At 72.8% G+C, this 14358-nt stretch carries 15 protein-coding genes and 1 other RNA gene; 9 read left to right on the top strand and 7 right to left on the bottom strand.

What is annotated here, in order from left to right; translation table 11 throughout:
• Positions 1 to 5: 5 nt before the first annotated feature.
• Positions 6 to 350, bottom strand: a complete 345-nt coding sequence (locus tag ACGFI1_RS40495; RefSeq protein WP_387068680.1) for a DUF952 domain-containing protein — start codon at positions 348 to 350, stop codon at positions 6 to 8.
• 59 nt (positions 351 to 409) lie between these two features.
• Between ACGFI1_RS40495 and ffs the strand changes: the two genes are divergently transcribed.
• Both ffs and ACGFI1_RS40485 read left to right on the top strand, forming a co-directional pair.
• Positions 410 to 505, top strand: an RNA gene (ffs, locus tag ACGFI1_RS40490) — signal recognition particle sRNA small type.
• A 38-nt stretch (positions 506 to 543) separates the two neighbouring features.
• Complete coding sequence (locus tag ACGFI1_RS40485; protein WP_392792971.1) at positions 544 to 2703, top strand: DNA polymerase III subunit gamma and tau; 2160 nt, start codon at positions 544 to 546, stop codon at positions 2701 to 2703.
• A 57-nt stretch (positions 2704 to 2760) separates the two neighbouring features.
• On the opposite strand, the gene ACGFI1_RS40480 is transcribed toward ACGFI1_RS40485, so the two are convergent.
• Both ACGFI1_RS40480 and ACGFI1_RS40475 read right to left on the bottom strand, forming a co-directional pair.
• Positions 2761 to 3966 (bottom strand): NAD(P)/FAD-dependent oxidoreductase, encoded by a 1206-nt coding sequence (locus ACGFI1_RS40480; protein ID WP_392792970.1) that lies wholly within the window; start codon positions 3964 to 3966, stop codon positions 2761 to 2763.
• Between the two features lie 147 nt (positions 3967 to 4113).
• Positions 4114 to 4692, bottom strand: a complete 579-nt coding sequence (locus tag ACGFI1_RS40475) for a sugar O-acetyltransferase (RefSeq protein ID WP_364549364.1) — start codon at positions 4690 to 4692, stop codon at positions 4114 to 4116.
• 189 nt (positions 4693 to 4881) lie between these two features.
• Here ACGFI1_RS40475 and ACGFI1_RS40470 point away from each other — a divergent pair, with 189 nt between their 5' ends.
• Genes ACGFI1_RS40470 through ACGFI1_RS40460 form a run of 3 tightly spaced genes read left to right on the top strand, consistent with a single transcriptional unit; the run spans position 4882 to position 6484 of the window.
• Positions 4882 to 5289, top strand: a complete 408-nt coding sequence (locus ACGFI1_RS40470; protein ID WP_138635548.1) for a YbaB/EbfC family nucleoid-associated protein — start codon at positions 4882 to 4884, stop codon at positions 5287 to 5289.
• 45 nt (positions 5290 to 5334) lie between these two features.
• A complete protein-coding gene (gene recR, locus ACGFI1_RS40465) occupies positions 5335 to 5934 on the top strand; it encodes a recombination mediator RecR (RefSeq protein ID WP_131936043.1) in 600 nt (199 codons plus the stop codon).
• Positions 5927 to 6484: a DUF5063 domain-containing protein gene (locus ACGFI1_RS40460; protein ID WP_138635547.1), complete on the top strand. Its 558-nt coding sequence runs from the start codon at positions 5927 to 5929 to the stop codon at positions 6482 to 6484. The genes recR and ACGFI1_RS40460 overlap by 8 nt, the downstream gene beginning before the upstream one ends.
• 31 nt (positions 6485 to 6515) lie before the next feature.
• On the opposite strand, the gene ACGFI1_RS40455 is transcribed toward ACGFI1_RS40460, so the two are convergent.
• On the bottom strand, positions 6516 to 6812 hold the full coding sequence (locus ACGFI1_RS40455; protein WP_386871743.1) for a hypothetical protein: 297 nt from the start codon (positions 6810 to 6812) through the stop codon (positions 6516 to 6518).
• A 269-nt stretch (positions 6813 to 7081) separates the two neighbouring features.
• On the opposite strand from ACGFI1_RS40455, the gene ACGFI1_RS40450 reads away from it, so the two are divergent.
• From ACGFI1_RS40450 to ACGFI1_RS40440, 3 genes are all read left to right on the top strand, one after another.
• Positions 7082 to 8356 carry an aspartate kinase gene (locus ACGFI1_RS40450; protein ID WP_138635545.1) on the top strand — a complete coding sequence of 425 codons (1275 nt, stop codon included), beginning with the start codon at positions 7082 to 7084 and terminating at the stop codon, positions 8354 to 8356.
• A 137-nt stretch (positions 8357 to 8493) separates the two neighbouring features.
• A complete protein-coding gene (locus tag ACGFI1_RS40445) occupies positions 8494 to 9570 on the top strand; it encodes an aspartate-semialdehyde dehydrogenase (RefSeq protein WP_392792968.1) in 1077 nt (358 codons plus the stop codon).
• Between the two features lie 92 nt (positions 9571 to 9662).
• Positions 9663 to 10331 carry a TetR/AcrR family transcriptional regulator gene (locus ACGFI1_RS40440; protein WP_138635543.1) on the top strand — a complete coding sequence of 223 codons (669 nt, stop codon included), beginning with the start codon at positions 9663 to 9665 and terminating at the stop codon, positions 10329 to 10331.
• Between the two features lie 22 nt (positions 10332 to 10353).
• On the opposite strand, the gene ACGFI1_RS40435 is transcribed toward ACGFI1_RS40440, so the two are convergent.
• The 3 genes from ACGFI1_RS40435 to ACGFI1_RS40425 form a co-directional block, all read right to left on the bottom strand.
• Positions 10354 to 11286 (bottom strand): hypothetical protein, encoded by a 933-nt coding sequence (locus tag ACGFI1_RS40435; RefSeq protein WP_392735759.1) that lies wholly within the window; start codon positions 11284 to 11286, stop codon positions 10354 to 10356.
• A gap of 143 nt (positions 11287 to 11429) precedes the next feature.
• Positions 11430 to 13193, bottom strand: coding sequence for a S9 family peptidase (locus ACGFI1_RS40430; RefSeq protein ID WP_392792967.1), 1764 nt, complete (start codon positions 13191 to 13193; stop codon positions 11430 to 11432).
• A gap of 56 nt (positions 13194 to 13249) precedes the next feature.
• Positions 13250 to 14005, bottom strand: coding sequence for a MerR family transcriptional regulator (locus tag ACGFI1_RS40425; protein WP_392792966.1), 756 nt, complete (start codon positions 14003 to 14005; stop codon positions 13250 to 13252).
• 116 nt (positions 14006 to 14121) lie between these two features.
• Here ACGFI1_RS40425 and ACGFI1_RS40420 point away from each other — a divergent pair, with 116 nt between their 5' ends.
• Positions 14122 to 14343 carry a hypothetical protein gene (locus ACGFI1_RS40420; RefSeq protein WP_387078611.1) on the top strand — a complete coding sequence of 74 codons (222 nt, stop codon included), beginning with the start codon at positions 14122 to 14124 and terminating at the stop codon, positions 14341 to 14343.
• Positions 14344 to 14358 lie beyond the last annotated feature (15 nt).

Below are 14358 nucleotides of genomic sequence, written 5' to 3'. Positions count from 1 at the left end.
GAAGCCTACCGGGTCTCGGGCAGTGACCTGACATCGATTACGGCGGAGACCGGGATCGGTCCGTAGACGTGCGGGAAGACCGCGTCCCCGACGGGCTCGTGGCGGACGGGAGCGTCCAGGCGGGACACGTCGATGACCAGCAGAACCAGATCTTCCCGGTCGATACCGCCATAGAAGCGGGCGAGGACGCCGTCCACCTGGGTCATGTCGGACGAGCAGTGGATGAAACCCTCGTCGTCCAGCGTCCGGCCCAGCGTGGACATGGTGTACGACACACCGGCGGCGCGGGCGGATTCCCAGTGGGTCCGTTCGGCGATGTGCAGGAGGGTGTCCTCGGATGCGGCGGGCATGAGGCGGAGACTACGCGGGAACCGTGGCAATCCACGGCCGGGGATGCCATAGACTCTGGGTAGACCCCTCGCATGGCGTCACCCTGTGAACCTCCCCAGGGCCGGAAGGCAGCAAGGATAAACAGGCTCTGGCGGGTGTGCGGGGGGTCCTTTCGCTTCTGACGCTCTGCTTCTCCAGGAGGGCGGACCCCCGATGAGTCTGGCGCTGTACCGCAAGTACCGGCCAGCGACGTTCGCCGAGCTGAAGGGACAGGAGCACGTCGCGGAGCCGCTGCAGCAGGCCCTGCGCAACGGCCGGATCAACCACGCGTACCTGTTCAGCGGTCCGCGCGGGTGCGGCAAGACCTCCAGCGCCCGGATCCTCGCCCGCTCCCTGAACTGCGAACAGGGGCCGACGCCCGACCCGTGCGGCAAGTGCGACTCGTGCGTCGCGCTCGGCCCGTCCGGGACGGGGCACATCGACGTCATCGAGATCGACGCCGCGTCCCACGGCGGTGTCGACGACGCCCGCGACCTGCGGGAGCGCGCGTTCTTCGCGCCGGTGTCGGCGCGCTTCAAGGTGTACATCATCGACGAGGCGCACATGGTCACCCGCGAGGGCTTCAACGCGCTGCTGAAGCTCGTCGAGGAGCCGCCGCCGCACCTGAAGTTCGTGTTCGCGACGACCGAGCCGGAGAAGGTCATCGGGACGATCCGCTCCCGGACCCACCACTACCCGTTCCGGCTGATCCCGCCCGGCGTGCTGCAGGAGCTCGTCGAGGAGATCCTGAAGGCGGAGGACGTCCCCTACGAGACGTCCGCGCTGCCGCTGGCGGTGCGCGCCGGCGCCGGCTCCGCCCGCGACACGCTGTCGATCCTGGACCAGCTCCTCGCCGGGTCGGACGAGAAGGGCATCACCTACGCGCGGGCCGTCTCGCTGCTCGGCTACACCGACTCCGCCCTGCTGGACGAGGTCATCGCGGCCTTCGCGGCCCGCGACGGCGCCGCCGTCTTCGCCGCGATCGACCGCGTCGTCGAGAGCGGCCAGGACCCGCGTCGCTTCACCGCCGACCTGCTGGAACGCGTCCGCGACCTGGTGATCCTGTCGAACGTCCCCGAGGCGGGCGGGACGGGCCTGCTGAACGTCCCGCCGGACGAGCTGGAGGCGATGCGGCGCCAGGCGTCCTCCATGGGCCCGGGGGAGCTGACCCGCGCCGCCGACCTGCTGCACACCGGCCTCACCGAGATGCGCGGCGCCACGTCCCCGCGGCTGCTGCTGGAACTGATCTGCGCCCGCATCCTGCTGCCCGCCGCCTACGAGGACGAGGCGTCCATGTTCGCCCGCCTCGACCGCCTGGAGCGCCAAGCCTCCCAGGGCGCCCTCGCCGGCGGCGCAGCCGGTTTCGGGGGTGCCGCCGGTTTCAGCGGCGCGCAGGGAACCGACACCCCGCCCCCCCAGGGGGGCGACCCCACTCCCAGTGTCTCCCCCCGTCCCACCGCGGCGCCGCCAGAACACGGTTCTGTGGATAACCGCGGCAACGCGAGCGCGCCCAGCGCCGGCCCTGCCCAGAGTTCTCCGCCGCCGCAGGCCCCTGCGCCCCAACGACCTTCACCCCCCTCGCCCCCGTCCAACGCCGCGCCTGCCGCGCCCAGCCCGCCCGCCGCCCCGGCGGCGCAGCCGAGTCAGGCTCCGGCTGCCGGCGGGGGGATGGACTTCGGGACCGTCCAGCGGCTCTGGCCCGACGTGGTCGAGGCGGTCAAGCAGAAGAGCCGCGCCACCTGGATGACGATCATGTCCGGGGTCCAGCCGGTGTCGCTGGACGGCAAGGTCCTGACCCTGGGCTTCGACGCGGAGGGGCGCCGGCTGGGCTTCGTCAACGGCGGACGCGAGACCGTCCTCCGCGAGGTCTTCAAAGAGCGGATGGGCGTCGACTGGCGCATCGAGACCGTCGTCGGAGGCGGCGGCGGCGGTGGCGGTGGCGGCGGCCGCCCCTCGACCCCGGGCCCCGGCGGCGGCCGGCCGGGCGGGGGCTTCGGCAACGCGCAGTCCTCCGGTTTCGGCGGATCCGCCCCGTCCGGCGGCTTCGGCAACGCGGCGCAGTCGGCACCGCAGTCCACCCCCCAGGCCCGGCCCAACCCCGTCCCCCGCCCGGCGGACGGCGAGAGCGCGGCACGCCAGGCGGACCCGGGCCCCCTGCCCCCGCCGCCGGACGAGCCCCCGCCGCCTCCCGAGCCCGCGCCCATGGACGAGAGCGACGAAGTCGACCCCGAAGGCGACGCCGACGCCGACGGCACCGAGGCCGAGATGAACGGCATGGCCCTCATCCAGCGCGAACTCGGCGGCCAGATCATCCGCGAGATCGACAACTCCTGACCGCCGAGACGGCGCTCATGTCTTGACCATTTCCGCTGCGGGCCGGCCCGATCGGGCCTAGCCGACCCGTTCGGGGACGGCCGGCGTCTCGGTGCCCATGGCCTCCAGGGCCTTGCGGCGTCCAGCGCCTCCCTTGACGCGGTGCAGTTTGTACCCGCCGGGCTTCTGCGCCTCATCGGCCAGGTGCTTCACGATGCCCTTGCACACGGTCTCCTTCACCTTCGCTCCGAGGCGGCCGTCGATGTGGAGCCACACCGCGACGTCGGACCGGTTGCCGAACTGGAAGATGCCGGTGTGCCGGCCGAGGCTGATGCACTGCGCTCCGAACGATTGGTTGAGGGGCTCGGGCCGCTCCCCCGCCAACCGGCTGAGCACCGTGTCGGCGGCCCGCGCGCCCAGCGGCATCGCGGCCTGGCAGCTCATCCGCAGCGGCAGGCCCGACGGCGCCGCCGAGTCCCCGGCCGCGACGATGCGCTCGTCGTCCACGCTGGTCAGTGTCTCGTCCGTGAGCAGCCGTCCCAGGGCATCGGTGCTCAGCCCGCTGCGCGCGGCGAGGTCGGGGATGCCGAAGCCGGCGGCCCAGATGGTCACCGTGCTCGGCAGCTCCCGGCCGTCGGCGAGCCGCACCGCATCGGACGTCACCGCCGTCACCGTGGTGCCGGGGCCTTCCACGACCGTCACTCCCAGTTCCGCCAGCCGCCCGGCCACCGAGCGCCGCCCGCGCGGGTGCAGGTACGGGCCGAGCACCCCGCCGCAGACCAGGGTCACGCCGCGGCCCTGCTCCGCCAGTTCGGCGGCCGTCTCGATGCCCGCCGGACCGGCTCCGACCACCGTCACCGCGGCCGACGCGGGCGCTGCGTCGAGGACCGGCAGCAGCCGCTGCGACTCCTCCAGGCTGGCGATCGGGTACGCGAACTCGGCCGCCCCGGGCACCCGCGAATCGGTGCTGCCGCTGCCCGCCGCGTAGACCAGGTAGTCGTAGCCGACCGCGCCGCCGCTCGCCAGCTCCACGCCGCGTCCGGCCGCGTCGATCCGCGTCACGGTGTCGACCACCAGCCGGACGCCCTCGGCCAGGACCTCCCGGTAGTCGACGACGGCGGAGCCGGTCCCGCCGACCAGCTGGTGCAGGCGGACCCGGTGGACGAAGGACGGGCGCGGGTTGATCAGCGTCACGGTCACGTCGCCGCGCCGCGTCAGACGGTTGGCCGCCATGACACCGGCATATCCGCCGCCGACCACGATCACATCGGTGTTCTCAGTCATGATGCCTCCCTCGCTTCGAGCGGTTCGAGCACAAGACGCCGCCCTGTCGCGCAATGTGACAGTGTGTGATCGAGACCACGTCGCAGGCTGTGTCGCCGTCGAGAGACCGTTGAGTCGGCCGAGAGCGGCGGTGAGGCCGCCGCGACCTCAGAGGGAGCGGATCACGCGGGCAGGGTTGCCCACGGCCACGACGTTCGCGGGGACGTCCTTCGTCACCACGGCGCCCGCGCCGATGACGCTGTTCTCGCCGATGGTCACCCCGGGCAGGACGATGGCGCCGCCGCCCAGCCAGACGTTGTCCTCGATCACGATCGGCTCGGCGGCCTCCAGCTTCGCCCGCCGCCGCTCCGGGTCGAGAGGGTGCGTCGGCGTGAGCAACTGCACGTTCGGGCCGATCTGTACGTCGCTGCCGATCGTGATGGGCGCGACGTCCAGCGCGGTCAGGCCGAAGTTGGCGAACGTGCCGGAACCGACTGTGATGTAGGAGCCGTAGTCGACGTACAGGGGCGGACGGATATGGGCGTCCGGTGCGATTGAGCCGAGGAGGTCCTCCAGGATGGGGCGGGCCGCGTCCGGGTCGGTGGCGTAGACCTCGCCGTACCGGTGGGCCAGGGCGACGGCCCGCCTGGACGCCGCCTCCAGGTCGGGGTCGTCGGCGATGTAGAGGTCACCGGCCAGCATCCGCTCGCGGTTGCTGCGCGGGTCCCCGGCGAAGAAGTCGGTCATCGGCGCGAGCCTAGCCGGGGCCCCGCCCCGGGTTTGGCGCGGATCAAGCGTGGGAGCACTCTGGCCAAGATCGTGACCGGCGTACTTACCGCATCATGGCGCGAAGCCGTAGTCTCGTGGGACGGACGTCCGGCGGCTGGCGGAGCGCCAGAGAGCAGGCCCTCGGGGGCCGGAAGTAGGGAGTGCACCGTGGAACCCGGTGGTCAGTTGAACATGCAGGAGCTTCTGCAGCAGGCGCAGGCCATGCAGCAGCAGCTCTTCACCGCGCAGCGCGAGCTCGCGGAGGCCGAGGTGCAGGGCACCGCGGGCGGCGGGCTCGTCACGGCGACGGTCAACGGGCAGGGCGAGGTCACGGGCCTGGCGATCGATCCGAAGGCGATCGACGCCGACGACCCGGCCGACACGGCGGAGACGATCGCCGATCTCGTCCTGGCCGCGATCCGCGACGCCGGACGCGCGGTGCAGGAACTCCAGCAGGAGAAGATGGGGCCGCTCGCGCAGGGGCTCGGCGGCGGCATGCCCGGCGGCGGTCTCCCCGGAGGCGGTCTGCCCGGCGGCTTCCCGGGCCTCGGCGGCGGTGGCGGCCAGGGCGCCTGAGCGCGAGCGACCAGGAAAGCGGACGACTAGGAAAGGAGGGGTCCGTTGTACGAAGGGGTGGTCCAGAACCTCATCGACGAGCTGGGCAGGCTGCCCGGCGTCGGCCCCAAGAGCGCGCAGCGGATCGCCTTCCACCTGCTCGCCGCCGACCCGGCCGACGTCGAACGGCTCGGGAAGGCGCTCAAGGAGGTCAAGGACAAGGTCCGCTTCTGCAAGACGTGCGGGAACGTCGCGGAGGAGGAGGAGTGCCGGATCTGCCGGGACGCCCGCCGCGATCCGCACGTCATCTGCGTGGTGGAGGAGTCCAAGGACGTCGTCGCGATCGAGAAGACCCGCGAGTTCCGCGGCACCTACCACGTGCTCGGCGGCGCGATCAGCCCGATCGAGGGCGTCGGCCCGGACGACCTGCGCATCCGCGAGCTGATGCAGCGGCTCGCGGACGGGACGGTCACCGAGCTGATCCTCGCCACCGACCCCAACCTGGAGGGCGAGGCGACCGCGACGTACCTCGCCCGGCTCGTCAAGCCCATGGGCCTTACCGTCACCCGTCTGGCCAGCGGCCTGCCGGTGGGTGGCGACCTCGAGTACGCGGACGAGGTGACGCTGGGCCGCGCATTCGAAGGACGGAGGCTGCTCGATGTCTGACACCAACAGCCCGCAGGACTGGAACGCCCTCGCCGAGCGCGTGGCGTGCCATGTCGACAACTACCTGAACGGACTGGAGGCGGTCGCCCGCGGCGACGGCGGGCGGCACACGATCCCGCTCCTCCTCCTCGAGGTGTCGCAGGTCATCCTGGCCGGCGCGCAGCTCGGCGCCAGCGCCGACGTCATCCTCCCGGACAACTGGGAGCCCGAGGTCGGCGACGACCCGGACCTGGACGCCGTCCGGCAGGGCCTGTCGGAGCGCCTCGTCGCGCTGGACGAGTACGCCGAGGTCTTCGACCCGTACAAGGACACCGAGACCACCGCCTACCGCCTGTCGGACGACCTGGTCGACGTCGCCAGCGACCTCGTCCACGGGCTGCGCCACTACAACCAGGACCGTCCCCTGGAGGCCCTGTGGTGGTGGCAGTACTCCTACTTCAACCACTGGGGCAACCACGCCGGCGCCGCGCTGCGGGCCCTGCACGCGTTCGTCGCGAACGCCCGCCTGGACGTCGCTCCGGAGGCCGAGGCGGAGGCCGCGCCCGCCTAGCCGCGCGCGCCTGGCGGGAGGTCGTGCCCGTCTAGCCGGACGCGCCGGGGCTCACCGGCGCGTCCAGCGCCGCCGCGACGACCTCGGCGGCCTTCTCGACGTCGGGTCCGATCCGCCCGCCGTCGGGCTCGTCCCAGGCGAACACGCCGAGGTCGCCGTCCCAGACGACCTGGGCGGTGCGGCCCCGGTAGCCGACGTTCAGGACGCCGCCGTCCGGACGCGCCGCGGACATCTGCGGCGCGCGCCGCCGCAGTGCCGCGTACAGCGCATGCAGCGGCCCCCTGCGCACCCTCGGCAGTTCGTCGAACGCGCCCATCGGCTCTCCCATCAGCTCGGACACCACGGCGCGCGCCCGCGCCCGGCCCGGGGCCGCGGACGCGCCGGATCACCGGCGGGCGGCACGACCCGGGCGCGCCGCCCACACCCCGCCGCTACATAGACGCTTTGCCCTACCTTGTGGTGGTCCGCCGGGAACGTTCGGCCTCGCGCGCGGACCCCCGGCGGACCCCCGGCAGTTACCTGGTCGTGATCCATCGGAGCGGGCTCGGTAGACTCGACGTCCGGTACGCCTGACCCCGATCCGAGGAGCGCCCACTCGTGGCTCTTGTCGTGCAGAAGTACGGTGGCTCCTCCGTCGCCGACGCCGATGGCGTCAAGCGGGTCGCCCAGCGCATCGTCGCGACGAAGAAGGCGGGCAACGACGTGGTCGTCGTCGTCTCCGCCATGGGCGACACGACGGATGATCTCATCGATATGGCCAAGCAGGTCAGCCCCCTGCCGCCGGGCCGTGAGCTGGACATGCTGCTCACCGCCGGCGAGCGGATCTCGATGGCGCTGCTGGCCATGGCCATCGCGAACCTGGGCCACGAGGCCCGCTCGTTCACCGGCTCCCAGGCCGGTGTGATCACCGACGGCTCGCATGGCAAAGCCAAGATCATCGACGTGACGCCGGGCCGGATAAGGACCGCGCTGGACGAGGGCTCGATCTGCATCGTGGCCGGCTTCCAGGGCGTCTCGCAGGGCACCAAGGACATCACCACGCTCGGCCGCGGCGGTTCCGACACCACCGCGGTGGCGCTCGCCGCCGCGCTGGACGGCGACGTCTGCGAGATCTACTCCGACGTCGACGGCGTCTTCACCGCCGACCCGCGCATCGTGCCCGCCGCCCGTAAGATCCCGAAGATCTCCTACGAGGAGATGCTGGAGATGGCGGCGAGCGGTGCGAAGATCCTGCACCTGCGCTGCGTGGAGTACGCGCGCCGCTACAACATCCCGATCCATGTGCGGTCCTCGTTCAGTCAGAAGGAGGGCACGTGGGTCGTCGACAGCAGCGAGATCGAAGGACAGGACATGGAGCAGGCGATCATCTCCGGCGTCGCGCACGACCGGAGCGAAGCCAAGATCACCGTTGTCGGGGTGCCCGACAAGGTGGGTGAGGCCGCCACGATCTTCTCGGTGCTGTCCGAGGCCGAGATCAACATCGACATGATCGTGCAGAACGTGTCGGCGGCGTCCACCGGGCGCACCGACATCTCGTTCACCCTGCCGTCCACCGACGGGCAGAGCGCGCTGACCGCGCTGAACAAGCTGAAGGAGCGGATCGGCTTCGAGTCGCTCCGCTACGACGACCGCATCGGCAAGGTGTCGCTGATCGGCGCCGGGATGCGCTCGCACCCCGGCGTGACCGCGAAGCTGTTCAGCGCGATCGCCGAGGCCGGGGTGAACATCGAGATGATCTCCACCTCGGAGATCCGGATCTCGGTCGTCGTCGCGCAGGACGACATCGACACCGCGGTCGCCGCCGCGCACCACGCCTTCGACCTGGACTCCGACCAGGTCGAGGCCGTCGTCTACGGCGGCACCGGCCGCTGACACCGCGCGGGCCGCGCCGTCCCGTACCGGGGCCGGCGCGGCCTTTCGCATGTCCGCGAGCCGGGCTGTTTCGCCGTGATTCCAGCGGGTGTGGGCCGTTTTGGGAACCGGGGGTGGACGGCGGTAGTTCTGTGGATGTGAGTGCGACGACGGGCTCCGCCTCCGGGCTGCCGACCCTCGCGGTCGCCGGCGCCACCGGGACGGTCGGTGCGGTGCTGCTCGACCTGCTGTCCATCCGCCGTGACGTCTACGGGGAGATCCGCCTGGCCGGGTCGCCGCGGTCCGCCGGGCGCGTGCTCCAGGTGCGCGGCGCGCCGGCCGAGGTGGTGCCGCTCGCGCCCGGGGTCTTCGCGGGCGCCGACGTCGCGATCTTCGCCGTCCCGGACGCGGTGGCCGCCGAATGGGCGCCGGTCGCGGCGGCCCGCGGCGCCGTGGCGGTCGACGCGTCGCGCGCGTTCCGGTCCGCCGCGGACGTCCCGCTCGTCGTCCCGGAGGTGAACCCTGAGCGGGTCAGGGACCGGCCGCGCGGCATCGTCGCGGGCCCCGGCTGCGCGACCCTCACCATGATCGCCGCCGTCGGCGCGCTGCACGCCCGGTACGGGCTCCGGGAGCTGGTCGTCGCGTCCTACCAGGCGGCGTCCGGCGCCGGCCAGGACGGCGTCGACACCCTGTACGCGCAGCTGGAGAAGGTCGGCGGCGACCGCACGCTCGGCCACCGCCCCGGCGCGATGCGCGGCGCGGTCGGCGACCTCGGCCCGTTCCCGGCGCCGCTCGCGCTGAACGTCGTGCCCTGGGCGGGGACGGGGGAGGACGGCGGCTGGACGTCCGACGAGATCGCCCTCCGCGACGAGACCCGCCGCGTCCTCGGGCTGCCCGACCTCAGGGTGTCGGCGACCTGCGTCCGCGTCCCCGTCGTCATCGGGCACTCGATGGCCGTGCACGCCGCGTTCGAGGAGCGCGTCGACCAGCGGGAGGCGCAGGGGATCCTCGCCCGCTCGCCCGGCGTCGTGCTCTGCGACAACCCGGACACGCACGAGTTCCCGACGCCGTCCGACGCCGCCGGCACCGACCCGGTGTGGGCGGGCCGCGTCCGCCGCTCGCTCGACGACCCGCACGCGCTCGACCTGTTCCTGTCCGGGGACAACCTCCGCAAGGGCGCCGCGCTCAACACCGTCCAGACGGCCGAACTGGTCGCCGCCGAACTGACCGCCTGACCCCGGTCCGCCCCGGTGGGCCGCGTCCCGGCCGCGCCGGACGGCGGCCGGGGCATGAGCGGACGCCGCGGCAGGGATTTAAGGTGGCATGCGTGACCGAGACGAAGGCCGTGAAGTCCGAGCAGACGCGGGCCGTGATCGTCCAGACGGCGCTGCGCCTGTTCCGGGAGCGCGGATACGACGCGACGACGATGCGGGCGATCGCCAAGGAGGCGGGCGTCTCGGTCGGCAACGCCTACTACTACTTCGGGTCCAAGGAAGAGCTGATCCAGGCGTACTACGACGAGCTGCAGGACGAGCACGTCGCCGCCTGCCGGGCCGTCCTCGACACCGAGACGGAGTTCGCGGCCCGGCTGCTGGGCGTGCTGCGGGCCCGGGTCGACACGATGGTGCCGTACCACGAGTTCGCCGGGAAGTTCTTCAAGTTCGCCGCCGAGCCGACCAGCCCGCTCAACCCGTTCAGCGCCGAGTCGGGCCCGGCCCGCGAGTCGGCGGTCGCGATCTACCGCGAGGTCGTGGAGGGCTCCGATCTGAAGATCGACAAGGAGTTCCGGGCCGAGCTGCCCGAACTCCTGTGGATCTACTCGATGGGCATCGTCCTGTACTGGGTGCACGACAGCTCCCCCGGCTGCCGCAAGACCTACCTCCTCGTGGAGCGGACGGTCCCGCTCGTCAACCGCATGGTGGCGATGTCCCGGCTGCCGGGGTTCAAGTCGGTGACGCGGGAGCTCGTGGGCATCATCCGCGAGGTCCGCGCCTGACCCGGCGGCACGGGGACGCGGGTCAGCGGAAGGTGATGTCCCAGTGGTCCTTCTCGCGGGCGAAGAGCGTGCCGTCCGGTGACCGGTAGAGGCGGGCGCCGTCGCCCCGCCGGCCGGCGTACGGGTGGCGCTTGATCGCGGCGTCCACGCAGCGGGTGGGGGAGATGTCCAGCTTGTAGCCGTTCGCATGGCTGTAGGTGCCGCTCGCGTGGCCGTGCTCGGTGCCGCCGGTCACGGTGATCTTGCAGCCGCTCGACCTGGCGAAGCGGATCAGGCCCTTGACCGTCCCCCACCGGACGCCCTCGAAGGAGGTGCAGGTGCGGACCGTCCGGTCGGAGCAGCCGCCGGTCGAGCGCCATCTGATGCCGTTGCCGCGCAGCGTGTACTCGGCGAACCGCTGCTCCAGCCGCAGCGAGTCGGGCAGGTCAGGCAGGGCGCTCTCCTGCGGGGCGTCCTGCTTCGGAGCCTTCGGAGCGTCCGCCTGCGAGGCGTCCTGCGCGGACGCCGGTGTCGCGGGCTCCTCCTCCGCCGTGGCGGTCGATGACGGCGAGCTGGGCAGCTGCGGTGCGGTGAGCGGCGGCGGTGCGATGAGCGGCTCCGGTTCGGTGGGCGGCTGGGGCGCGGTGGGTGGCGGCGGTTCGGTGGGCGCGGCCTGCTGGTCCACCGGTTCGGGCGCCCTGCGCGCGTTCGCGGGAGCGCCGCCGGGAACCCGCGATGCCGGCGCGGACAGCAGAATCGCGTGCGGGGGAGCCTCGGCCGGTGCGGCCCGCCGGGCGCGAGGCGGGTCGTCGCTCGCCGACGCGGCGGCGGCGGACGGGACGGGGGTGAGGGCCGTAGCGGCGGCGCCCAAGGCCATGACCAGCGCGGTCAGGCGGAAGGCGGGGCCGTGCGGCCTCGGTATTCGTTCACCGAAGGCGTGCCGGACGAGCGCATGGGCGTGCCGAAGACATGTCACTGGGATCCCCCCGATCGGTGTTCTCCTGTACCGGGGGGCGGGCCGGGGCCTGCCTGGCGGCCGCCGGCCGCTCGGAGGGATGCCCGAGGTTCGATCTTGTAAACCGGGGGCGGGCGGCCCGCGCCGCCCGCCCCCGGGATAGATCACGACATACCGAGATGCTTCCGGGCGAAGCCGATCTCGGCGGCCATCTGGGTGATCCGCTCCTCGACGACGAGGGAGCCGTGCCCCGCGTCGTACCGGTACACCTCGTGCGGGAGGCCCAGCTCGGCGAGGCGGCCCAGGTAGTTGTCGATCTGCCGGATCGGGCAGCGCGGGTCGTTCTCCCCGGCCAGCACCAGCACCGGCGCCTTGACCGCCTCGACGTAGGTGATCGGGGACGACTCGCGGTAGCGGTCCGGGACCTCGTCCGGCGAGCCGCCGAACAGGGAGCGGTCGAACGCCTGGAGGCCCTCCATCTCGTCCTCGTACGCGGCGACGTAGTCGGCGACGGGGACGGCGGCGACGGCGACGCTCCAGTCGTCCGGCTGCGTGCCGATGCCGAGCAGGGTGAGGAAGCCGCCCCACGAGCCGCCCGTCAGGACGAGCCGGGCCGGGTCCGCGAGGCCCGACTCGACCGCCCAGTCGCGGACGGCCTTGACGTCCTCCAGCTCGGTGAGCCCGACGCGGCCCTCGATGGCGTCCCGCCACTGCGAGCCGTACCCGGTGGAGCCCCGGTAGTTGACGCGGACGACCGCGAACCCGTGGTCGACCCAGGCGGCCGCGACCGGCGTGAACGAGTCGTCGTCCTGCGCGGTCGGCCCGCCGTGGACGTCGAACACCGTCGGGTACGGGCGGTCGCCGTCCGGCTTGCTGACCAGCGCGTGGATGCGGCCGCCGGGGCCGTCCACCCACACGTCCTCGACCGGCACGGACGGCGGCGCGGCCGGGCCGGGCGGGGTGAGCACGACCGCGCCGGAGGTGGAGCGGATCACCGGCGGCTCGGCGGCCGACGACCAGGAGAACTCGACCGTCCCGTCCGGCCGGACGGCGGCCCCGCCGATCACGCCGCGCGGGGTGTCGATCCTGGTCAGCGAGCCGCCGTCCAGGTCGTAGCGGTACAGCTCGTCGCGCGCCTCGTGCGAGTGGGAGACCAGCAGCGCGGTGCCGTCGGGGTACCAGTCGGCGCCGATCTCGCCGGGCAGGTCGAGGACGATCTCCCGCTCGGTCCCGGCGACCGGATCCCAGATGAGCACCTCGTCGCGGCCGCGCCGCTCATGGTTGACTAGCAGCCGCGAATCGCCGTCGACCGGGGCGAACCCGGCACCGTAGACGCCCTTGCCGGGGCCGTCCCAGAGGTCGGCGACCACGGTCCCGTCGGGGCGCAGCACGCGCAGCGCCATGTGGCGGCTGTCGCCGTGCTCGCTGTGCCCGATCGCGATGAGGCTCTCGTCGCGGGACAGAGCGGCGATGTGCGCGTCCTCCGCGTGGTGGTAGAGCACCTCGGGCTCCGCGTCGGATCGGCACAGGTGGACGGTGTTGCCGTCCTCGGTCGTCCGTCCGATGACGGCGAGGCCGCTGCGGCCCAGGGACAGCCCGGACGGATACGACGGCTCCAGCCCGGGAACGGCCGGAGCGCTCTCCGCCTCCCCGAACCGTGCGCGGTTCCAGACGCCGAACTCGTCCCCGTCGGTGTCGGCGAACCACCACACCCACTCGCCGGCCGGGTCGATGGTGCCCATCCACGTGCCGTTGGGGCGGTCGGTCACCTGGCGCTGCGCGCCGGTGCCCCGGTCCCAGCTGTAGATCTCCCACGTCCCGGTCACGTTCGACCGGTAGAGGCTCCGGTCCGGGGCGTCACGCGCCCAGCGGGGCAGGCTCATCCGGGCGGCGCGGAACCGCGCCTTCCATCGCTCGTCATCGACCATGCCCACCAGTATCGCCGCCGATCAGCGGCACCGGGCCGGGCCGCGGCACGGGACGGTCAGGAGCTGGACAGGCGGCCGAGCAGCTCGTCGATGGCGGCGCGGACCTGCCGGTCCATCGCGCGCGCGAACCCCGCCTCGACCGACACCTGCGCGCCCGGACGCAGCTGGGCGAGGGTCTCGGTGAGCTCGCCGAGGTCCTGGTCGCCGACGTTCTTGACGACGTGCGCGGCGATCAGCCCGACGAACATGGCGGCGAGGTCGTCCATGCTGCGCTGGAGCTCCTTGGCCACCGACAGCACCGCGTCCAGCGGCACCCCGGCCCGGACGAGCGCGACGGTCGCGTCCAGCTGGCGGCGGCTCCAGTGGGTGACGCGGTCGCCGTCCACCTCGATGTGGCCGAGGGCGACCGCCCGCTCGACGGCGTCGGGGCCGACGGCCTCGCCGGGGAACAGCGCCGCCAGCTCCGCCAGCGTCATCGTGACCGGGACCTCGTTCGACCACGGCGCCGTGACGGCCTTCTCCACGCCGAGGACGGTGCCGATGTCGCGGCCCTGCTCCCACGCCGACAGCAGCTCGCGGATGCCCTCCAGGGTGTGGCCGCGTTCGAGCAGGTTCCCGATCATGCGGAGGCGGGCCAGATGGTCCTCGGAGTAGAGGCCGATGCGCCCCTCCCGGCGGGGCGGCGGCAGCAGCTTGCGCTCCTGGTAGTAGCGCAGCGTCCGCACGGGGACGCCGGCCGCCGCCGCGAGCTCGCCGATGCGGTACTCGCGGGCGCCGTCGCCGGTCTGCTCGTCCGTCGCCTCTTCGTTCACGGGCGTCAGCATAGTTCGCGGCCGGAGACGGACAATCCGGTGCCGCCCGGCGGCGGAACGCGATCCCCGCCGCTCGCGTCTGACCTGCGTTTCACTCCGGCAGAGAAAGGCCGACCATGCCCAAGAGCCGTTCCACCGCACTCGCGCTGACCGTCCTGGTCGCCGCCTTCGGGCTGACCGCGTGCGGCGGCCAGAACCGGTGGTGCGAGCACGACGCGACCGACACCAAGGTCAGCGACAGCTACTGCAAGAGCAACACGCCCGGCTACGAGTGGGAGTCGGGCGGCGGCTCCAAGCACAAGTCCAAGCACAAGAAGACGAGCAAGACCCGTCACTGAGGGCCGGGCAACGGG

Source organism: Actinomadura geliboluensis (genome assembly GCF_043197915.1).
Lineage (GTDB): Bacteria > Actinomycetota > Actinomycetes > Streptosporangiales > Streptosporangiaceae > Spirillospora > Spirillospora geliboluensis.
This window is presented reverse-complemented; position numbering and strand designations above follow the sequence as displayed.